The 21,396-nt window shown below is 68.5% G+C and carries 16 protein-coding genes; 11 read left to right on the forward strand and 5 right to left on the reverse strand.

Annotated features, from left to right (window positions below):
• Nucleotides 1–3: 3 nt before the first annotated feature.
• On the forward strand, nt 4–3,312 hold the full coding sequence (gene lysX, locus ACFXJL_RS22475; RefSeq protein ID WP_384695058.1) for a bifunctional lysylphosphatidylglycerol synthetase/lysine--tRNA ligase LysX: 3,309 nt from the start codon (nt 4–6) through the stop codon (nt 3,310–3,312).
• A 92-nt stretch (nt 3,313–3,404) separates the two neighbouring features.
• Entirely contained in the window at nt 3,405–4,286 is an 882-nt protein-coding gene (locus ACFXJL_RS22480; RefSeq protein WP_384638148.1) for a polysaccharide deacetylase family protein, read from the forward strand.
• Nucleotides 4,287–4,388: 102 nt separating this feature from the next.
• Here the strand turns inward: ACFXJL_RS22480 and ACFXJL_RS22485 are convergent, their stop codons facing one another.
• Nucleotides 4,389–5,042, reverse strand: a complete 654-nt coding sequence (locus tag ACFXJL_RS22485) for a class F sortase (RefSeq protein WP_329025504.1) — start codon at nt 5,040–5,042, stop codon at nt 4,389–4,391.
• Between the two features lie 321 nt (nt 5,043–5,363).
• Here ACFXJL_RS22485 and ACFXJL_RS22490 point away from each other — a divergent pair, with 321 nt between their 5' ends.
• The gene (locus ACFXJL_RS22490; protein WP_384638145.1) at nt 5,364–5,939 is read left to right on the forward strand and encodes a hypothetical protein; all 576 of its coding nucleotides are present in this window, start codon (nt 5,364–5,366) and stop codon (nt 5,937–5,939) included.
• 273 nt (nt 5,940–6,212) lie between these two features.
• On the opposite strand, the gene ACFXJL_RS22495 is transcribed toward ACFXJL_RS22490, so the two are convergent.
• A complete protein-coding gene (locus ACFXJL_RS22495) occupies nt 6,213–6,749 on the reverse strand; it encodes a hypothetical protein (RefSeq protein ID WP_358881201.1) in 537 nt (178 codons plus the stop codon).
• Nucleotides 6,750–7,324: 575 nt separating this feature from the next.
• Between ACFXJL_RS22495 and ACFXJL_RS22500 the strand changes: the two genes are divergently transcribed.
• The 3 genes from ACFXJL_RS22500 (at nt 7,325) to ACFXJL_RS22510 (ending at nt 11,482) form a co-directional block, all read left to right on the forward strand.
• A complete protein-coding gene (locus ACFXJL_RS22500; protein ID WP_358881200.1) occupies nt 7,325–8,284 on the forward strand; it encodes an SCO0930 family lipoprotein in 960 nt (319 codons plus the stop codon).
• A 205-nt stretch (nt 8,285–8,489) separates the two neighbouring features.
• Nucleotides 8,490–9,302 carry an SAM-dependent methyltransferase gene (locus tag ACFXJL_RS22505; protein ID WP_358881199.1) on the forward strand — a complete coding sequence of 271 codons (813 nt, stop codon included), beginning with the start codon at nt 8,490–8,492 and terminating at the stop codon, nt 9,300–9,302.
• Nucleotides 9,302–11,482 carry a putative bifunctional diguanylate cyclase/phosphodiesterase gene (locus tag ACFXJL_RS22510; RefSeq protein WP_384638139.1) on the forward strand — a complete coding sequence of 727 codons (2,181 nt, stop codon included), beginning with the start codon at nt 9,302–9,304 and terminating at the stop codon, nt 11,480–11,482. Before ACFXJL_RS22505 ends, ACFXJL_RS22510 begins: the two co-directional genes overlap by 1 nt.
• Before the next feature lie 337 nt (nt 11,483–11,819).
• Here ACFXJL_RS22510 and ACFXJL_RS22515 read toward each other — a convergent pair whose 3' ends face one another.
• Nucleotides 11,820–12,707, reverse strand: coding sequence for a LysR substrate-binding domain-containing protein (locus ACFXJL_RS22515; protein ID WP_329025517.1), 888 nt, complete (start codon nt 12,705–12,707; stop codon nt 11,820–11,822).
• An 82-nt stretch (nt 12,708–12,789) separates the two neighbouring features.
• Between ACFXJL_RS22515 and ACFXJL_RS22520 the strand changes: the two genes are divergently transcribed.
• Genes ACFXJL_RS22520 through ACFXJL_RS22530 form a run of 3 tightly spaced genes read left to right on the forward strand, consistent with a single transcriptional unit; the run spans nt 12,790 to nt 16,223 of the window.
• Nucleotides 12,790–13,509: a succinate dehydrogenase cytochrome b subunit gene (locus ACFXJL_RS22520; protein ID WP_358882403.1), complete on the forward strand. Its 720-nt coding sequence runs from the start codon at nt 12,790–12,792 to the stop codon at nt 13,507–13,509.
• A gap of 9 nt (nt 13,510–13,518) precedes the next feature.
• On the forward strand, nt 13,519–15,474 hold the full coding sequence (locus ACFXJL_RS22525) for a fumarate reductase/succinate dehydrogenase flavoprotein subunit (protein ID WP_384695083.1): 1,956 nt from the start codon (nt 13,519–13,521) through the stop codon (nt 15,472–15,474).
• Nucleotides 15,471–16,223, forward strand: a complete 753-nt coding sequence (locus tag ACFXJL_RS22530) for a succinate dehydrogenase/fumarate reductase iron-sulfur subunit (RefSeq protein WP_358882404.1) — start codon at nt 15,471–15,473, stop codon at nt 16,221–16,223. Before ACFXJL_RS22525 ends, ACFXJL_RS22530 begins: the two co-directional genes overlap by 4 nt.
• A gap of 143 nt (nt 16,224–16,366) precedes the next feature.
• Here the strand turns inward: ACFXJL_RS22530 and ACFXJL_RS22535 are convergent, their stop codons facing one another.
• Entirely contained in the window at nt 16,367–18,727 is a 2,361-nt protein-coding gene (locus tag ACFXJL_RS22535; protein WP_384644750.1) for an ATP-binding cassette domain-containing protein, read from the reverse strand.
• A 214-nt stretch (nt 18,728–18,941) separates the two neighbouring features.
• On the opposite strand from ACFXJL_RS22535, the gene ACFXJL_RS22540 reads away from it, so the two are divergent.
• Complete coding sequence (locus tag ACFXJL_RS22540; protein ID WP_384644748.1) at nt 18,942–19,433, forward strand: hypothetical protein; 492 nt, start codon at nt 18,942–18,944, stop codon at nt 19,431–19,433.
• Between the two features lie 230 nt (nt 19,434–19,663).
• On the opposite strand, the gene ACFXJL_RS22545 is transcribed toward ACFXJL_RS22540, so the two are convergent.
• Complete coding sequence (locus tag ACFXJL_RS22545; protein ID WP_329025530.1) at nt 19,664–19,879, reverse strand: dodecin; 216 nt, start codon at nt 19,877–19,879, stop codon at nt 19,664–19,666.
• Nucleotides 19,880–20,078: 199 nt separating this feature from the next.
• On the opposite strand from ACFXJL_RS22545, the gene ACFXJL_RS22550 reads away from it, so the two are divergent.
• Nucleotides 20,079–21,341: an extracellular solute-binding protein gene (locus ACFXJL_RS22550; protein WP_358882414.1), complete on the forward strand. Its 1,263-nt coding sequence runs from the start codon at nt 20,079–20,081 to the stop codon at nt 21,339–21,341.
• Nucleotides 21,342–21,396 lie beyond the last annotated feature (55 nt).

Below are 21,396 nucleotides of genomic sequence, written 5' to 3' on the forward strand. Positions count from 1 at the left end.
ATCATGAGCAGCACCGCGGACCGCGCACCACAGACCCGCGGCTGGGCCCGCGACCACTCCTGGAGCGGGGTACCCGCCGCCTTCGCGGCGTTCTTCGCGGTGCTCGGCGTCTACTGCGCACTCATCGCCGTCATCCCCCCGCTCCGAACCCTGCTGCGGCCCATCACCCGGTTCCTCGACCTCCTCACCGTCCCCGTCAGCGCCAACCTCGCCTACGCGGCCTTCCTCCTGCTGCTCGCCACCGCCGTCGGCGCCCGCAAGAGGACCGCATGGTGGCTGGTCACCGGCTATCTGGCGCTCCTGCTCCTCGCCGATCTGCTGAACCTGGTGTTCGATCCGTCGTGGTCGTGGGTGCCGAGCTTCGTGGTGTGTCTGGGTGCGGTCGCGGTCCTGGTGCTCGCCCGGGGCGAGTTCTACGCACGCACCCGACCCGGCGCCGTGCGCAGGGCGTTCCTCGTCCTGGTCGTGTCACTGGTCCTCGGGGTGCTGGTGGGGTGGGGACTGACCGCACTGTTCCCGGGCTCGCTGCCCAGTTCACAACGACTGGGATGGGCCGCGAACCGGGTGTTCGGCGGACTGGTGCCGGCCGGACAGTTCGACGGCCGTCCCCCGAGGTTCCTGGACTTCCTCCTCGGGGCGTTCGGTGCCTTCGCACTGCTCGCCGCGGCGGCAACCCTCTTTCGTTCACAACGCCTCCGCGCCGCACTCCACGGCGACGAGGAAGACCGCATCCGCGCCCTCCTGGCCGCCTACGGCAAGACGGACTCCCTCGGCTACTTCGCCACCCGGCGCGACAAGGCCGCCGTCTTCGCGCCAAGCGGCCGAGCCGCCATCACCTATCGCGTCGAAGCGGGCGTCGCACTCGCCAGCGGTGACCCCGTCGGCGACCGGGCAGCGTGGCCCGGGGCCATCGAAGCCTGGCTCGACATCGCCCGGCACCACGCCTGGGCGCCGGCGGTCATGGGCGCTTCCGAAGACGGCGCACGGGCCTACGCCCGCTCCGGACTCGGTGCGATCCAACTCGGCGACGAGGCGATCGTGGACGCCGCCCGGTTCGATCTCGACGGCCGTGACATGCGGGTGACCCGTCAAGCGGTGAACCGCGTACGGCGCACCGGAGCCACCGTCCGGGTCCGGCGTCACTCCGCGCTCACGGAGGACGAGATGCAAACCGTCATCGACCGGGCGGACGCGTGGCGCGACACCGAGACCGAGCGCGGATTCTCCATGGCCCTCGACCGCCTCGGCGACCCGGCGGACGGTGACTGCCTCCTCGTCGAGGCCCTCGACGAGGACGGTCGGTTGATGGCCCTGCTCTCGTTCGTGCCCTGGGGACGCGACGGAATCTCGCTCGATCTGATGCGCCGCGATCGCACGGCACCCAACGGAGTCACCGAGTTCATGGTCGCCGGGCTCTGCGCCGGAGCCGCCCGCGTCGGTGTGCGGCGCATCTCGCTGAACTTCGCCGTGTTCCGTTCCGCCTTCGAGGAAGGGGCCCGCATTGGCGCGGGCCCGGTGCTGCGCGCCTGGCGGCGCCTGTTGCTGTTCTTCTCCCGCTGGTGGCAACTCGAAGCGCTTTACCGGTCCAATGTGAAGTACCACCCGCAGTGGTACCCGCGCTTCCTCTGTTTCGGGGACGCCGGATCCCTGGCCCGGATCGGGCTCGCGTCCGCGATCGCCGAGGGCTTCGTCTCCGTACCCAGCCTGCAGGAACTGTGGGGCAAGGGGCACTCGGGGGCGCCCAGGCCCGCGACCACCGAGTCACTGCCCGCCATGGGGACGCTCGGACTGCCCGAACCGAGTGCACCCGCCACCGAGCAGGAGCGGCTGCCCGATCAGATGCGCGTCCGACGCAGAAAGCTGGAGCGGCTGCGCGCCGAGGGGATCGATCCCTATCCGGTCTCCGTCGTCCACCCGACGGGCACGGTCGCACAGATCCGGGCCGCCCACCAACCGCCTCCGCGCCCCGGCGGACGCACCGACCAGACGGAGACCGTGGCCGGTCGGGTGATGGCCGTACGCGACTTCGGCGGGGTGGTGTTCGTCGTGCTGCGCGACTGGTCAGCGGATCTACAGATCGCGCTGACGAGGGACGACAGCGGACCGGGTACGGTGGCCGGTTTCACCGCCACCGTCGACCTGGGCGACCACATCAGCGTCACCGGGGTCATCGGTACGAGCGATCGGGGCGAGCTGACCCTCTTCGTCACCCAGTGGCAGCTCACGGGGAAGTGTCTGCGCCCGCTGCCCGACAAGAGGCGCGGTCTGGCCGATCCCGAAGCACGCGTCCGCCAGCGCTATCTCGACCTGGTGGTCAGCCCCGGCGCCCGTGATGTCGTGCGCCACCGCTCCGCGGCCGTTCAGGCGCTACGACAGGGACTGCTGGAGCGCGGCTATCTGGAGGTCGAGACGCCGATGCTGCAACAGATCCACGGTGGCGCCAACGCGCGCCCCTTCACCACCCACATCAACGCCTATGACCTCGACCTCTATCTGCGCATCGCTCCCGAGCTCTATCTGAAGCGGCTGTGCGTCGGTGGGTTGGAGAAGGTCTTCGAGCTGGGTCGCACCTTCCGCAACGAAGGCGTCTCCTACAAGCACAACCCCGAGTTCACCATGTTGGAGGCGTACCAGGCGTTCGCCGACTACGACACGATGCTCGACCTCACCCGGGAACTGATCCAGGGCGCGGCCATCGCCGCATTCGGTTCGCCCGTCGCCCACCGCAAGTCCTCCGACGGCACCCTGGTCGCTCATGACATCTCCGGTCCCTGGCCCGTACGGACGGTCTACGGCGCGATCTCCGCGGTGCTCGGCGAGGAGATCGACGCGGACACGGACGAGGGGACACTGCGTCGGCACTGCGATCGGGCCGGTGTCCCCCATGTCCCCGACGACACCCGGGGCGACGTAGTGCTGGAGATGTACGAGCGGCTCGTCGAAGAGCGCACCGAGCTGCCCACGTTCTACCGGGACTTCCCCACGGACGTCTCCCCACTCACCCGCCAGCACCGCCGCGACCCACGGCTCGCGGAACGCTGGGACCTGGTCGCGTTCGGAACGGAGTTGGGCACCGCCTACTCCGAACTCACCGACCCCGTGGAACAGCGCCGCAGACTCACCGCCCAGTCACTCCTCGCCGCAGGGGGAGATCCGGAGGCGATGGAGGTGGACGAGGACTTCCTCGACGCCCTGGAGTACGCCATGCCGCCGACCGGGGGACTGGGCATCGGAGTCGATCGACTGGTGATGTTCCTGACGGGTCTGACCATCCGTGAGACCCTGCCCTTCCCCCTGGTGCGCCGGGGCTGACCCGCCTCCCGCACTGCTCCCATCGGGTGTTTTCGTCGCCCGGGGCGTGTTGGAGTGCGTTTCGCCGCACCGACCGTGCGAGCTGTGTGGTCATGACGAAGGATCAGACGACGCCCGATCGACGCTCGGTGCTGCGGATCGGTGCGTACCTGGGTGCGGCGGCCACGGCAGGACTGTTGATGACCGAAGGCACCGACCCCGTGGGGAGAGGAACGGCAGCCCGCACCGCCGGTGCATCCGGTGCTCCGACCGGTGGGGGACCGACGCCCGCGGCCGGTCCACAGGTCGCGCAGGGACCGCCCGTCAAGGCGACGTCCTACCGGCTGCGGCCGATGACCGAGTACAACCCCGCCCCACTGCGCAGGGTCCTGCCACCGGTACGGACCCAGCCGTTCCTGCGGCTGCCCGACACGGACCGGGCCATGGTGCTGACCTTCGACGACGGACCCGATGCCCGGTACACCCCCGGCATCCTGCGCACCCTGCGGCAGTACGACGTACAGGCCCTGTTCTTCGTCTGCGGCGAGATGGTGGACCACAACCGGGATCTGCTGCGCGAAATGGCCGACGACGGGCACGTCGTGGGCAATCACTCCTGGTCGCATCCGTTGATTCCACGGCTGCCGCCCTCACGGATCCGCGATGAGCTGGGGCGCACCAGCGAGCTGGTGGACGAGGTGCTCGGCGAGGCTCCGCTCTGGTACCGGGCACCCTTCGGGGCGTGGAACAAGCACTCGTTCGAGATCGGTGCGGAGTTGGGGATGGAGCCGCTCGCCTGGACGGTCGACACACTGGACTGGACCGAACCCGGGACCGGCACGATTGTGCGTCGGGTGCTGGACGGCGCCGGACCCGGTGTGGTGGTCCTCTCCCACGACGCGGGTGGCGATCGCTCCCAGAGCGTTGCGGCGTTGCGGCGGTACTTGCCCCGGCTGCTGGACGACGGCTATCAGATCACCGTCCCGCGGCGTTGACGGCGCGCGGCTCGCCGGGACGCATCGACCCCGTGCCGCCGTTCGTGCCGTGGGGCGGTGCGGACCCATGGCTCGTACCGTCCGATGCCGGGCGCTCGTACCTCAGCGGGAGTCGACCATCCGGGCGAAGACCACGACATTGCCGTCGTAGCCGTTCGACTTGGAGTAGCCGCCGCCGCAGGTGATCACCCGTAGTTCGGCATGACCGGTGTCCCCGTACACCTGGGCGGCGGGGAAGTCGTCCTTGTCGAAGACCTCGACGCCGTACACCTCGAAGACGGCAGTCTTGCCGTCGAAGCGCGGCACTTCGACCCGTTCGCCCTTGGTGATGGAGCCGAGGCCGTAGAAGACAGCCGGGCCGGAGAGGTTGTCGACGTGACCGACGATGACCGCGGTACCGCGCTGGCCCGGTGCGATGCCGTTCTGGTACCAGCCGGCGATGTTGCGGTCCTCGGCCGGCGGGGCTTCGATCCAGCCGTCGGGGTCCAGACCGACGTTCATGAGCGGGGCGTCGACCTTGATCGAGGGGATGCGCACCCGCTCGGCGGGTGCGAACGTCAGGGACTTGGGGGGTACGAGAGGGGCGAACGTCTCCCCGTCGGGTCGGGCCAGTGATGCTGCCGCCGCTGGTTGCGGGGGGCCGAGCGACACGTCGACGCCGTTCTTCATCAGGGCGATCCCGGTGAGCATCACCAGGGCGAGCACGCCCCACGGCGAGCGCCTACGCGACTCCGAGCCGTTGTACCCCTCGCCCATGACTCTCCTTTTGTCACATCTACCCGCTTCGTGTACGCACGCTAAGTGAGCACGACGTGTGGTGCGAGGAGAGGAGGGCGAACGGGTGGCGCCGCCAGCGGGGGTGGCCCATCCGTGTCAACCGGCCCGATAAAACTTCTGACGGTCTGTGACCTGCGGCTCCGTCAGATCGCCCCGGCGTGTCGTCAGTGCATGCCCTCACCGGTGTGGACCAGTGTCGACATGCGGTCGGGAGTGGGCCCGGTGAGTGTTCGTCATGGAAGGCGTACTCGTCGAATTTCCCGGAGCGCCGCTTCGGTGCGTCTTCCCTGGAGGATCACGATGCGTGCTTCACGCGCTCTCGCAGTGGCAGCGGTCACCTGTGCTGCCGTCGGGCTCTCGGCCCCGCTGGCCGCTGCGGGCGGCGACAGCCAGGACAACAGCCAGGTCCACGTCTCCGTCAATCCGCACGCCGTTCACCAGGGCGGCACCCTGACGATCACCGTCCACGGCTGCAACCGCGGCGGTACGGTCACGTCCAATGCCTTCTCGCAGGTCACGCTCTCCGCGCCCCGCGAAGACAACCGCGGGGACAGCCGCGGCGACAACCGTGACAACCGGGAGAACCGCGACAACCGCGGGGACAACCGTGACAACACTTCGACCGCCACGGCCCGGATCCACGACCATGCCTCGCCCGGGCACTACAACCTCGCGGTCCGCTGCAACAACAACCGCAATGTGGCGACCGCGCAGTTCACCGTACTGTCGGGCCGCGGTGCGCAGGGCGGCCTCGGTGGTTCGATGGGGCCGAGTTCGACCGAGATGGCGGTGGGTGCCGGGCTGGTCGGCACCGCGGCCATCGGAGGGACGTTGTTCATCGCCCGCCGTCGACGCACGGTCGGCGCAAGGACGTGACCGTCTGACCCCCACCGGTCGTCGTGCGGTGGAGACCCGCTGTCGTGCGGTGCGAAAACGCTGCCGTGCGGTGGAGACCCGCTGTCGTGCGATGCGAAAACGCTGCCGTGCGGTGGAGACCCGCTGTCGTGCGGTGGGAAACCGCTGTCGTGCGGTGGGAAAGCCCGTTGCCCCGACCCTCTAGCGGATCGGGGCAACGGGCTTTCCTGGTCCGGGCGGGCGAGCAGTGCGGGCCTGGTGGGTGTGGTGCGACACGATGGGCGGCCGACGGGATCAGTGCCGGTGACCGTAGACACGCCTGCGTACGACGAAGACCGTCGTGCCGGCGGCGGCGAGCACGAGACTCGCTCCGAGGGCGATCGTGCCGGCGTCCATCTCCTCGACGCTCCCGCCGAGCCCACCGAGGACGCCTGACGGCGTGGTGGTGGGCGCGCTCGACGTCGTCGCAGTGGAACTGGTGGTGGGCGTCGACCGACCACCGGCGATCGTCAGATTGAAGCTGCCCCGCTGGCTGCCGCAGGTGAACTGCACCGAGTACTGGGCTCCGGGCCGAGCGGCAGGGTCGACCGTGGCCACGGCGGACGTGCCCGGCCTGATGGTGACGGCATCGAAGATTCCTGACGATGCGGTGGCGGTGGTGTTGCAGCCGCTCGCCGAGAGCGCCACTCGCCCGCCCGGTGCGACGGTCGAGGGACTGACGGTGAAGTAGGTCGTGGCTTGGGTGTCGGCGGCAGCCGCGAGGGGGGCAGCGGCCCAGCCGAGTGCAGTGGCGCCCAGCAGTGCGGCGGACGCAGCGCGTATCGCGCGCATGGTCATTCCTCCGGGTCCCCGAGGAGCAGGCGCGGAACCGATTTCCACAGAAGGCAGGTCATTGCCCCTCGATGACCGAAACGCTAGGAGCGCTGTTCCACCACCGCGATCGGTGTCGGGCGAATGGGTCATTTCGCTAGCCCGTACGAAGGACGGCTCAGGATGTCCTCCGCCCTTCGTCCACCACGGTGTCGTAGGGGCGGTGGCGATGCTGTCGGGTTAGGGCGAGAAGCCAGCTGGCGAGGCACCCACATCGACCAGCCATCGACCAGCCATCGACCAGTCATCGACGAGTCCGCAAAGAGCCCGCACCGCTTGCGAGAGCTTTCCTTCGGCCGGTGTGCAACACCCTGCGCCCCTTCTGACCCGTCGATCGGTGCTGAACCGCTGTTCAGCACCGGTACACCCGTCACTGCGGCCCCCGGCCCGCTCACCGCGGTCGTCCAGCGTGGGAAAACCTTCTTCGAGAATTTTTCGACGACGTTGAACACACCCCTGCCTCCGGCCCGTACCTAGGGCCATGAGCGACGCGGACGGGCGTCGCATCAGGCTCATAGGGATCTTGGGGAGTGGACATGAACACCTGGCGTAACGCCTCGCTCGCGGTGACCGCGGCGGCCGTACTCGTGCTGACGACGGCGTGCGGTCAGGACAAGACCAATGACGGCGGCGACAGCCAAGCCGTTGGAGCGGCCCGCTCCGCACAGCCCGCAGGAACCGGCGGCGGCTACGGGAACGACTACGGCTCCGGCGCCAGCGCCCAGGGAGTGGCAGCCAAGCCCGGTGGGCAACTCGCCGTGCGCCAGGACCCGGAACTGGGCAAGGTCGTCACCGACAGCGCGGGCTTCACCCTCTACCGCTTCGACAACGACACCGCGTCCCCACCGAAGTCCAATTGCGATGGCGACTGCGCGAAGGCATGGCCCGTGGTCGCGGCGCCCGGTACGTCGTCGGCGGTCGGAATCGACGCCTCGCAACTCGGTGAGGTCACGCGCACCGACGGTTCCAAGCAACTGACCATAGGCGGCTGGCCCATGTACCGCTTCGCCAAGGACACGAAGGCCGGTGACATCAAGGGGCAAGGTGTCGGTGGCACCTGGTTCGCAGCGGCTCCCGACGGCAAGAAGGCCCAGGCCGGAGCAGGTGCGGCCAATCCGACCCAGCCCGTGGACCCGGCGGGTCTCACCACCCGACAGGATCCTCAGCTCGGCGAGATCGTCATTGATAAGAACGGTATGACCGTCTATCGGTTCAAGAAGGACTCGGCCTGGCCGATGAAGACGGCGTGCACTGGGGACTGCCTCCAGAAATGGCCTGTTGTTGCCCCTGTCGACAAGAACAACACCAAGGGAATCCTGAAGAAGGGCTTCGTCACCTTCAATCGTCCCGACGGCATCAAACAGCAGACCATCGACTGCTGGCCGCTCTACACCTTCTCGGGTGACACCAAGCCGGGTGACACCAATGGCCAGGGCGTGGGCGGTACCTGGTTCGCGGTATCTCCGCAGGGCAAGCTGGTCGGCGCGCCCAAGTAGATCCCCACTGCAACCGAGGCCGGAGTAGGCCCGTCCCACGCCCTGCGTGACGGCGGGCCGCTTGCCGTATCTCTTGCCATGTGACCAAGAACGGACCGCGAATTTCCGTTTGGGCTCGCTCAATTGGCGGGCGATCAGTAGCCTCGGCTCGAACACTGGCCATGCACATGGCCGGTTCCCCGTGGCGACTTGGTTGGAGACATCGATGGAGCGTCCCGCCTGGGCCCCGCCCGGCATCGATATATCGGTGCCGAGCGTGTCCCGAATGTACGACTATTACCTGGGCGGCTCGCACAACTTCGAGGTCGATCGCGAGGCGGCCCGCAGGGTTTTGGAGTTCATGCCGGGGCTTCCCAAGGCCATGCAGGCCAACCGTGCTTTCATGCGCCGCGTGGTGAATTACGCAGTGGCCCAAGGCGTAACCCAGTTCCTGGACATCGGTTCCGGAATTCCCACCTTCGGTAATGTGCACGAGGTTGCACGCAATGCGAGCAGCGATGCACGCGTTGTGTACGTCGATCACGATCCGGTTGCCGTTGCCCATGGGCAGGCTGTCCTCGGGGACGACCCCAAGGCCGCCGTAGTAGCCGCTGACCTGCGTAGACCACGACAGATCCTGGAAAGCCCGGAAGTCGCCGCGGTGTTGGACCTCAGTCAGCCGGTGGCGCTGCTCCTCCTCGCCGTGCTCCACTTCGTCGAGGACGAGGAAGACCCGTACACCGCGGTACGGCGACTGCGGGACGCGACGGTGCCGGGCAGCCTCGTCGCCGTCACGCACATGTCGTACGACACCGTCCCGGTGCCGAGGGAACAGGCCGAAGGAGTGGTCGGCGTCTACCGCGGGACCCGCAGTCCACTGATATCGCGTTCGCGTGAGCAAATTGCTGATTTCTTCGAGGGGTACGAGATGGTCGAGCCCGGCCTGGTGTCCATGCCGCAGTGGCGGCCGGACGCCCCCACCGAGCAGGAAGACCCATATGCCTTCGCAGGCTTCGCCGGGGTGGGGCGCAGGGCGTGATGGCTCCGTCGCAAGCACCGGGTTCCGCGGCGGACCCGGACGGCCTTGAGGACAGACTCCGTCGGTTCGCCACCATCTGGAGCCGAGCCGTCTTCCCCGTGACGGCGACCTCGCTCACGCGACCCGAGATCGAGCAGCACCTGCTGCCCCTCGCCCGCCAACTGAGCGAATCGCTGCACTCCCACACCTTCGACGCCCGCGCAGTACAGCGCATCGGGGCCGCACTGATCGAAGCGCACTGCACCGACCCCGAGGCGCTCAGCCGCACCCTCGGCGTGATCGACGCCTATCTGGTGCTCTACTGCGGAGATCCCGGCATCGAGGGGCCCGGCGCCGAACAGGCCGCGGAAGACAGCCGCGCCCGCTGTGCCAGGCTTCAGCACGCGCTCGCCGCCGGCTACGCCCATGGACTGCGCGAACGGACCCTCGCCGAGCAGGAGTCCATCGCCCACTCCTCCCTGGCCGCACGCAACGCCGCCGTGAGCGCCCTGCACGCCACCGAGACCCGACTGCGCGCGGTCTTCGAGGGGGCCGCGATCGGTATCGCCATCGCCGATCTCGAAGGCAACATCCTGGAGGTCAACGAGACCCTCACCCGGATGTTCGGCGGCTTGGAACAGCATGTGCGCGGCAAGAAGGTCACCGAGTGGTCGCACCCCGAGGACCGTCCCCACGTCTGGCAGCTCTACCGCGAGCTCGTCCGCGGCGAGCGGGAACACTTCCGAGTGGAGAAGCCCTTCTTCCGCAACGATGGCACGGTGCTGTGGACCAATCTCACCGTCTCCCTCCTCCGGGACCCCGACGGCCGCCCGCAGTACCAACTGGCCCTGCTGGAGGACACCACCGAACGACGCCTCCTCCATCTGCGCCTGCGCTACGAGGCCACCCACGACGCACTCACGGGACTGCCCAACAGGACGCTGTTTTTCGAGCGCCTTGAGAAAGCGCTCTCGGCAGGGGACGGGGCCAGGTTCGGGCTCTGCTACCTGGACCTCGACGGGTTCAAGGCCGTCAACGACAGCTTGGGCCACGCGACGGGTGATCGACTGCTGGTCGAGGTCGCCGACCGGTTGCAGAGCTGTGCCACGGCACCGGGGGAGATGGTGGCGCGGCTCGGCGGCGATGAGTTCGTGGCCCTGACCACGGGTCCCGACACCGAGCACGAGGTCGACGAGCTGGCGGCGCGCATCCTCTCCGCCCTGGCCTCACCCATCCGGGTCGACGGTCGTGAGTTCACCGTCCGCGGCTCCATCGGCATCGTGGAGGGGCCGGCGGGTGAGCGCACCACCGCCGAGGTGCTCCGCAGCGCCGACATCACCATGTACCGGGCCAAGTCCGCCGGTGGCAATCGCTATGAGACGGCCGACCCCGAAGCCGATGCGCGTGCCATCACGCGCCACGGTCTGACGACCGCGTTGCCCGCGGCGTTGGAGCGCGGCGAGTTCTTCATCGAGTACCAACCCCTGGTCGACATGTGTGACGGCAAGGTCCATGGCGCGGAGGCCCTCGTCCGCTGGTGCCATCCACAACACGGCGTCCTCGGACCCGATCAGTTCATTCCGCTCGCCGAACACACCGGACTGATCATTCCGCTCGGCCGTTGGGTCCTCCAGGAGGCCGTGCGCCAAGCGCGGTACTGGCAGGAGCACCACGCCGACCTCGGGCCGGTGCGGATCAATGTGAACCTCTCGCCCACCCAACTCCAGCACCCGGGCCTGGTCAACGAGACCGTCGCCGTGCTCGAAGGCTCGGGGCTGGCCCCGGGCTCGCTCTGCCTGGAGGTCACCGAATCCGCCCTGATCGGCGCGGACGAAGGGCTGCTGAAGCCGCTGCGGCAGCTGGCCGAGTTGGGTGTCGACATCGCCCTGGACGACTTCGGCACCGGCTACTCCAACCTGGCCAATCTGCGCAGGCTGCCGGTCAGTGTCCTCAAACTGGACCGTTCCTTCACCAAGGGCATGCAGCACCTGCCGGTGGACCCGGTCGATCTGAAGATCGTCGAAGGGATCGTGTCGCTGGCCCACAGCCTGGAGCTGGCGGTCACCGTCGAGGGCGTGGAGACGGGGGCGCAGGCCGACCAGTTGCGCGAGCTGGGCTGTGACACCGCGCAGGGTTGGTACTACGCGAGACCGGGCCCGCCCGAGAAGCTGCACGCCCTGACCCTGGCGGACGCCGTCTGATCCGGACGCCCATCCCGGGGTGGGGGGGGCGGGGGGGCGGGGCGCCCCCCCCCCCCCCCCCCCCCCCCCCCCACCCGCGCCGCCCGGGGGGGCCCCACGCCCCCGCCGTTACCCGCCCCCCCCTCCCCGGGGGGGCCCCCGTTTGACCCGCCCCCCCCCCGGGGGGGGGGCCCCCGGGCCCGGGCCCCCCCACCCCACACCCCCGCAGCCCGTCCCACACCGGACGCCGGCGCTCCTCGCACCGTCCATGGCGCCCCCGGTGCGCCATGAGCGTCGTCCACCGACGTGACACAGCGTTCCCGCGTTCGCACGTTCCCGCGAGACGCGCGACCGGAGTTCAGTCGGTGGCCGCTGATGCCAGGAGCACCCGTTGGAGCTCCCGCGCCGCCCTCGGCGGCGCCACGTCGCTGCGGTGCGCAAGGGCGATCGTCCGCCGCAGGCCCGGCCGGGCCAACGGGGTCACCCGCAACCCCGGCCCCGCCCGCCCCGCCACCATGCTCGGCACCACCGCCATACCGAGCCCGGCGCGCACGAACCCCAGCACGGCGTCCATCTCCCCGCCCTCCACGGTGAAGCCGGGTTCGAACCCGGCCGCCCTACAGGCGGCAACGGTCAGCTCCCGCAGGTCGTACCCGTGCCGGAACATCACCAGCGGCTGATCCCGCAGGTCCGCGATCCGCACCGGTCTGCGGGGTGCCTTCGCCGATGCGGACGACACCACCACCAGATCTTCCCGAAGCAACTCCACCGTGGTCAGGGCGGGCGATCCCGGGGGCAGCGGCAGCACGACCAACGCCAGGTCGAGGGCACCGCGCGCCAGCTGGCGCACCAGATCGTGCGAGCCGCCCTCCTCGATCAGCAGCCTGATCCCCGGGTGCCGATCGTGGTAGACGCGCAGGACGTCGGGCAGCAGCCCGGTGCACAGGCTCGGCGTCGCCCCGAGCCGCACCCTGCCCCGGCGCAGCTGCACCAGCTCCTGCACCTCGTGCCGTGCCGTGTCGGCGTCCGCGAGGATGCGCCGGGCGAGCGGCAGCAGGGTCTCACCGGCCTCGGTGAGCGAAATGTTGCCACGGGCCCTACTGAACAGTTCCGCACCCAGTTCTGTCTCCAGGGCTCGGATCTGCTGGGACAGCGAGGGCTGTGCGACATGGACACGTTCAGCGGCCTGAGTGAAGTGATGTGTCTCGGCCACGGCCACAAAGTAGAGGAGCTGTTGCAGCTGCATGCTCCTACGATAGGGGATGCCTATTGAGATGAGCCGGATCATGTCTTGGACCTCTTGACTCCGCTGGCCCTACCTTTCCCCCATGGCTCTGGCAACACGGACGGACAACGGGAACGCGGTGCGCAAGCCGCCACCCAAGCGCTCCTTCTGGGGATCGACGATCGGCAAGAAGGTGGTCATGGCCGTCAGCGGCCTGATCATGCTCGGCTACCTCGTCGCCCATGTGATGGGCAACCTCAAGGTCTTCTTCGGCCCCTCTGAGTTCAATGAGTACGGCCACTGGCTGCGCACCATGGGCGCCCCGATCCTCCACGAGGAATGGGCCCTGTGGATCGTCCGCGTCGTGCTGCTCGCCGCGGTCGTGGCCCATGCGGTCTCCGCGTACCAGCTCAGCAAGCGCGACATCAAGGCCCGGCCCAGCAAGTACGCCCATCGGCGCAAGCGCGCCAGCTACGCCACCCGAACCATGCGCTGGGGCGGTGTCATCGTCGCCCTGTTCATCGTCTGGCACATCCTCGACCTCACCACCCTCACGGTGAACGAGAACGCACAGCCCGGACGTCCGTACGAGAACGTGGTCGCCACCTTCTCCACCTGGTACGGCAACGTCATCTACATCACGGCGATGCTCGCCATCGGCCTCCACGTCCGCCACGGCTTCTGGAGCGCCGCCCAGACCCTCGGTGTCGGCAGCGCCTCCCGCGACCGCATCCTCAAGATCGTCGCCAATGGCCTCGCACTGGTGCTGACCGCCGGTTTCATCGCCGTCCCCGTCGCCGTCATGACCGGAGTGGTGAGCTAGGTGAGCAACATGAACGATCTGGACTACACCGAGTACGCAACTGGTGAGCCGCTCTTCGACAGCAAGGCTCCCGACGGGCCGATCGCCGAGCGCTGGGACCGCCGCCGTTTCGAAGCGAAGCTCGTCAACCCCGCCAACCGCCGCAAGCACACCGTCATCGTCGTCGGTACCGGACTCGCCGGCGGCGCCGCGGGGGCGACCCTCGGTGAGCAGGGCTACCACGTGGAGCAGTTCTGCTACCAGGACTCCCCGCGCCGAGCCCACTCCATCGCGGCCCAGGGCGGCATCAACGCGGCCAAGAACTACCGCAACGACGGCGACTCGATCCACCGCCTCTTCTACGACACCGTCAAGGGCGGCGACTTCCGGGCCCGCGAGGCCAATGTGCACCGGCTCGCGCAGATCTCCGTGGAGATCATCGACCAGTGCGTGGCCCAGGGCGTGCCCTTCGCCCGTGAGTACGGCGGACTCCTCGACACCCGCTCCTTCGGCGGGGTCCAGGTCTCCCGCACCTTCTACGCCCGCGGCCAGACGGGACAGCAACTGCTCCTCGGCGCGTACCAGGCGCTGTCCCGGCAGATCGCCGCGGGCAACGTCAACATCCACCCGCGCACCGAGATGCTGGACCTGATCGTCATCGACGGACGGGCCCGCGGCATCGTCGCCCGCGACCTCGTCACCGGCGAGATCTCCAGTCACTTCGCCGACGCCGTGGTGCTGGCCAGCGGCGGGTACGGCAATGTCTTCTATCTTTCGACCAACGCCATGAACTCCAACGCCACCGCCATCTGGCGCGCCCACCGCCGCGGGGCGTACTTCGCCAACCCCTGCTTCACCCAGATCCACCCCACCTGCATCCCGCGCACCGGCGAGCACCAGTCCAAACTGACCCTGATGAGCGAGTCCCTCCGCAACGACGGACGGATCTGGGTGCCCAAGGCACACGGCGACCAGCGGCCCGCCAACGAGATCCCCGAGGAGGAGCGCGACTACTACCTGGAGCGCATCTACCCCTCCTTCGGCAACCTGGTGCCGCGGGACATCGCCTCCCGCGCTGCGAAGAACGTCTGTGACGAAGGCCGGGGCGTCGGCCCCGGAGGACAGGGCGTCTACCTCGACTTCGCCGACGCCATCCGGCGCATGGGCCGGGCCAAGGTCGAGGAGAAGTACGGCAACCTCTTCGACATGTACGAGCGGATCACCGCGGAGAACCCCTACGAAGTCCCCATGCGGATCTACCCCGCCGTGCACTACACCATGGGCGGCCTCTGGGTCGACTACGACCTCCAGACCACCGTGCCGGGCCTCTTCGCCATCGGCGAAGCCAACTTCTCCGACCACGGCGCCAACCGCCTCGGAGCCTCCGCACTGATGCAGGGCCTGGGCGACGGCTACTTCGTCCTGCCGTCCACCATCAACGACTACCTCGCCCGCGCCCCACTGGGCGACAGCCCCGACGCCTCCCACCCCGAGGCGGCCGAGGTCATCGCCGAGACCGAGGACCGCATCAGGCTGCTCCTCGCCGTCGACGGCGACCGCACCCCGGACTCCTTCCACCGCGAGTTGGGCGAAGTGATGTGGGAGTTCTGCGGCATGGCCCGCACCGAGCAGGGGCTGCGCAAAGCCCTGGCACGCATCCCGCAGATCCGCGAGGAGTTCTGGCGGCGCATCAAGGTCCCCGGCGTCGGCGAGGAGTTCAACCAGTCGCTGGAGAAGGCCAACCGGATCGTCGACTACCTGGAGCTCGCCGAGCTGATGTGCCTCGACGCCCTCCACCGCAGCGAGTCCTGCGGCGGTCACTTCCGCGAGGAGTCGCAGACCCCCGACGGCGAGGCGGCCCGCAGGGACGAGGAGTTCGGCTACGCAGCCGCCTGGGAGTTCAACGGCACCGCGGGCCCGCCCGTCCTGCACAAGGAAGACCTGGTCTTCGAGTACGTCCACCCCACCCAGCGGAGCTACGCATGAAGCTCAACCTGCGCGTCTGGCGCCAGCGCGGTGCCGACACCCCCGGCGCCATGGCCACGTACGAGGTCGACAACATCTCCGAGGACATGTCCTTCCTGGAGATGCTCGACACCCTCAACGAGGAACTCATCCTGCGCGGTGAGGACCCGGTCGCCTTCGACCACGACTGTCGCGAAGGCATCTGCGGTGCGTGCAGCCTGGTCATCAACGGTGATGCGCACGGCCCGGAACGCACCACCACCTGTCAGCTCCACATGCGTTCCTTCGAGGACGGCGACACCATCGACGTGGAGCCCTGGCGAGCGTCGGCCTTCCCGGTCATCAAGGACCTGGTGGTGGACCGGTCCGCCTTCGACCGGATCATCCAGGCCGGTGGCTACATCAGCGTGCCCACCGGTGCCGCACCGGACGCCCACGCCACACCGGTCCCCAAGCCCGATGCCGACTTCGCCTTCGAGCACGCGGAGTGCATCGGATGCGGGGCCTGTGTGGCGGCCTGCCCCAACGGCTCGGCGATGCTCTTCACCTCGGCCAAGGTGAACCACCTCAACGTCCTCCCGCAGGGTGCACCCGAACGGGAGACGCGCGTCCTCGACATGGTGGCCACCATGGACGCGGAGGGCTTCGGCGGCTGCACCCTCACCGGAGAGTGCGCCACGGCGTGTCCCAAGGGCATTCCGCTGCCGTCGATCGCCGCCATGAACAAGGAGTGGCTGCGCGCCAACCGCAAGACCAGTCGCCGCTCATAGCCCCGAACATCCGTGGCCGCTGCTCCTGGTCGCTCTCCCGTCGCCGTACGGGAGCACGGTCAGCGATCCGCGGCGGCCCGGGTGCCGCGGGTCGGCGTCGGACAGACAAGAGCGTTCAGGGGCGCAGCCTGGCCGCGAGATGTTCAAGGGCGCAGCCGGGCCGCGAGATGGGGCGCGGTCCGGCTGTCGGCGGACGCCACCTGCTCCGGTGTTCCCGCGGCGACGATCCGACCGCCGGCGTCACCTCCGCCCGGCCCCAGATCGATCACCCAGTCCACGCCGGCGACCACATCCATGTCGTGCTCCACCACCACGACCGAATGCCCCGCGTCGACCAGCCCGTTCAGCTGGTGCATCAGGACCAGCACGTCGGCCGGATGCAGTCCGGTGGTCGGTTCGTCCAGCACGTACAGCGTGTGCTCACCGCGCAGCCGTTGGAGCTCCGTGGCCAGTTTGATCCGTTGTGCCTCACCGCCCGAGAGCTCGGTGGCCGGCTGCCCCAACCGCAGATGGCCGAGTCCCACGTCCAACAGCGTGGTCAGGGCGCGGGCGGCCGGGGGCACCTCACCGAAGAAGTCCGCAGCCTCCTCCACGGAGAGGTCCAGCACGTCCGCGATGCTCAACCCCCGGTAGCGGACTTCCAGCGTCTGCGGGTTGTAGCGAGCTCCCCGGCAATCGGGGCAAGGAGCGTAGGTGCTGGGCAGGAAGAGCAGCTCGACGGAGATGAAACCCTCGCCCTGACACGTCTCACAGCGCCCGCCCGACACATTGAACGAGAAGCGCCCCGCCCGATAGCCCCTTCGATGTGCCTCGTCCGTCTGGGCGAAGAGCTTGCGCACCACGTCGAACAGGCCGGTGTATGTCGCCAGGTTGGAGCGCGGGGTCCGCCCGATGGGTTTCTGGTCCACGAAGACCAACCGGCCGACACCGGGCAGGTCCGGAGTGATCGCCGACACCAGCGTGGACTTCCCCGAACCGGAAACGCCGGTGATCGCCGTCAGTGCGCCCAGGGGCAGTCTGGCCGTGACCGTACGCAGATTGTGCCGGGTCACCGGTCCGACGCGAAGCCACCCGGACGGCGTGCGCACGGTCCCACCCGGGGAAGCCGCTGCCGGATCCTCGAAGAGGAAACGCCGGGTCACCGAATCGGCCACGGTCGCCAACTGCTGGGGCGGCCCGCTGTAAACCACCCGTCCACCGTGCTCACCGGCTCCCGGGCCCACGTCGACGAGCCAGTCCGCGCCGCGCATCACATCCAGATGGTGTTCCACCACGAACACCGAATTGCCCGCAGCCTTCAATCGCTCCAGAACAGTCAGCAGCGCCTCGGTGTCCGCGGGGTGCAGACCCGCGGACGGCTCGTCCAGTACGTACACCACCCCGAACAGCCCCGAACGCAACTGTGTCGCGAGCCGTAGCCGTTGGAGTTCGCCGTTGGAGAGGGTGGGCGCGGCCCGGTCCAGGCTCAGATAGTCGAGGCCCAGTTCGACCACCGGGCCGATCCGCGACAGCAGGTCAGAGGTGAGCACCCGGACGGCCGCACCGCCGTCCGTGGCCCTGAGCACCTCTGCCAGTTCGGTGAGGGGCAGCGTGGCCAGTTCGGTGATGGTCCGCCCTGACACGGTCACGGCGAGGGATTCGGGACGCAACCGCGCACCCCCGCACGAAGGACACGGTGAACTGCTCAGAAACCGCTCGGCGCGGGCCCGCAGGGCCGTGCTCCGCGAATCCGCGAAGGTGTGCAGCACATGACGACGGGCGCTCGTGTACGTGCCCTGGTACGGGCGCTGGATCCGGCCCGCGTCCCGCACCGGGTGCACGGTCACCACGGGCTGCTCCGAGGTGAAGAGGATCCAGTCCCGGTCCTTCTGGTCCAATCGGTGCCAGGGCCGGTCGACGTCGTACCCCAACGCATCCAACACATCGCGCAGGTTCTTGCCCTGCCAGGCCCCGGGCCAGGCGGCGATGGCACCTTCCCGGATGGAGAGGGCAGGGTCGGGGACCAACAACTCCTCACTGGTGTCGTGGACCACTCCCAGGCCGTGGCATTCGGGGCAGGCACCGGCGGCCGTGTTGGGGGAGAACGCATCCGAGTCCAGCCGCTCGGCTCCCGGCGGATAGTCCCCCGCTCGGGAGAACAGCATCCGCAGGGAGTTGGAGATGGTGGTGACCGTGCCCACCGATGAACGAGACGTGGGGGACGAGCGGCGCTGCTCCAGGGAGACCGCGGGGGGAAGCCCGGAGATCTCCCCGACCGCAGGCGCGCCCACCTGGTGGATCAGCCGACGTGCGTAGGGCGCCACGGACTCGAAGTAGCGGCGCTGGGCCTCCGCGTACACCGTGCCGAAGGCGAGCGAGGACTTTCCCGACCCGGAGACGCCGGTGAAGACGACCAGGGCGTTGCGGGGGATGTCCACATCGACATTGCGCAGGTTGTGCTCCCGTGCGCCGCGTACCCGGACGTACGGGTCCAGGGGCTCGGGCGCGCCGGAAGGGCTGTGCATATCGCCCTATTCTAGCTGTCGTCGCTGGTCAGATCGGATCGGGGTCTTGCAGGGAGCTTGCAGAGAGCTTGCAGGGATCCTTAAAAGGAGTGCGATTCAGGAGGGACACCCCTTTCCAAGCCACCCTCGAGGGCGCGTGATCGTGCCGCTCGTACCGATGAGCAGGTGCCTGTGGGATGGGCAGCAGAAGAATCCGAGTGCTTAGGCTGTCGGTGTGACACACGACGGCAGACCCCTGGCCATCTTCGACCTCGACGGCACCCTTGCCGACACCGCACACCGTCAGCACTTCCTGGAACGCACCCCTCGTGACTGGGGCGCGTTCTTCGCCGCCGCATCCGAGGATCCACCGCTCGCCGAGGGTGTTCGGGTCTGCCTCACCGCGGCCGAGGAGTGCGAGGTGGTGTATCTCACGGGCAGGCCCGAGCGGTGTCGCAAGGACACTGTGGCCTGGCTCGCCGCTCAGGGCCTTCCGGCGGGAGCGGTTCACATGCGCCGCAACGGCGACCGCAGGCCCGCCCGGACCACCAAACTGGAGGTCCTCGCTCGGCTCGGCCGTCAGCGCGACGTGCGGATGCTGGTGGACGACGATGTGTTGGTGTGCCTCGACGCCCGACGCGCGGGCTTTCGCGTCGTCCCCGTCACCTGGGCCGCCGAGGCCACCGGTGAAGCCATGCGGCAGGCCCAGGGGGAGGGGCGCACCTGACCGCTCCGTCGGGCAACTTCCGGCTGTGCGTTGCGAGGAGGCGCTCCGCGGGGGATTGCGGTTCGGATGGCCCCGGGCCCAAGACCCTTGCCCTCCGAGGCGGGGCCGGGATCCCGCACGGCCGTATGCCAACGGCATACGGCCATCGTCCGACTATTGTGCGCGACGGCTTCGGCTGCCCCGCCGTCAGGGCGGCACCCGTCGGGCGGTGATGCCCGGCGGGGGCGCCTCTAGGAGTCGTCCTCCAGGCGGAAGCCGACCTTCAGACCCACTTGGTAATGCTCGATCTGACCGTCGACGATGTGACCTCTGACCTGTGTGACCTCAAACCAGTCCAGGCCGCGAACTGTCTGGTTAGCCCGACTGATCCCGTTGCGGATGGCCTGATCGACCCCTTCATGAGAGGTGCCGACAATCTCTGTTACCCGATAGATGTGATCCGACATAGACGTTCACTCTCCTCTCGCTACACTCTCTCCACACGCTCTCCACCGTGCCCCACCTGGAGGGTGTGCGCGAGATGTCAAAAGCTCGGGGCTTGACCGGCACTTTGGTGGACGATCAAAATCCAGCCACACCCGTGCGAGCCTGGAGCACGCTTCCCCCACCGGGTACAGATTCCATGCCCTTCGTTAGGTGAACGCTGTGAAAATCCGCCCACTCCAATCGTCCGTCGCACTGCTGTGCGCCGCTGCGCTCACTGGCTGCGGGCTCATACCGGGCACGGAATCTGAAACGCGCACCGTCCGGATCTGGCTGATGAAGGACAGCGTCACGGCGGAGTTCCTGGACCGTTTCACCAAGCAGTACAAGAAGGACCACCCGTCGGTGAAGCTGGAGATCACCTTCCAGGGTTGGAACGGCATCGGTGAGAAGGTCAACGCAGCGCTCAGGAGCAAGGACGCTCCCGAGATCATCGAGGTCGGCAACACGCAGGTCGCCCAGTACGCGGAGAGCAAGGCACTCACCGACCTCACGCTGGAGTCCGTCCGCGACCTCGGCAGCGAGGACTGGTTGGACGGTCTCGCCCAGCCGGGGAGCATCAACGGCTCGCAGTACGGCATTCCGTGGTACGCGGCCAATCGCGTGGTGATCTACAACAAGGACATCTTCGCGGAGGCGGGCGTCAAGAAGCTGCCCAAGACCCGTGCGGAGTGGCTGGAGCTCTCCGAAGACCTCAACCGCGACGGCAACCAGGGCATCTACCTCTCCGGTCAGGACTGGTACACCCTGGCCGGCTTCATCTGGGAGAACGGCGGGGAGCTCGCCAAGGAGAGCGCCGGCTCGTGGGAGGGCACGCTGCACAGCCCCCAGGCGCTCAAGGCCATGGACTTCTACAAGAAGCTTCAGTCCCATGGCGACGGACCGAAGGCGTCCGACGAGCGCACGCCGGCTCAGGAGGGCGTCTTCGCCACGGGCAAGGTCGCCCAGATGATCTCGACGCCGAGCTCGACGGCCATCATCGAGAAGACCAACCCTCAGTTGAAGGGCAAGCTCGGCTACTTCTCCGTGCCGGGCATCTCCGCCAACAAGCCCGGTGCTGTCTTCATCGGCGGTTCGGACCTCATCATTCCGGAGCGGGCGAAGCAGCGCGGCGCGGCCATCGACGTGGTCTCCGCACTGGCCAGCGAGCACTGGCAGAAGGACCTCGCCCGCACGATGAACTACGTGCCCAACAAGAAGTCGCTCGCCGGGCTCGTCGCGAACGGTCCGGAAAGCGCCGCTGCCATGGCGGCGGGAGCACGGGCAGGGGGCAGCAAGGCCACCCCCAACTCCCCGCAGTGGGCCGATGTCGAGGCCAACAACCCGATCAAGGCGTACATGACGGCCGTACTCACGGGCACCGACCCGAAGAAGGCGGCCAACGCCGCCTCCCGGACCATCACCTCGCTGCTGACGCCTGGCTGATCGTCCCGGACGAGCATCGCCCCCCGTGGGGGCGTCCGAAGCGGAGAGGGGGAGG

The organism is Streptomyces sp. NPDC059256 (genome assembly GCF_042753785.1).
Taxonomy (GTDB): Bacteria; Actinomycetota; Actinomycetes; order Streptomycetales; family Streptomycetaceae; genus Streptomyces.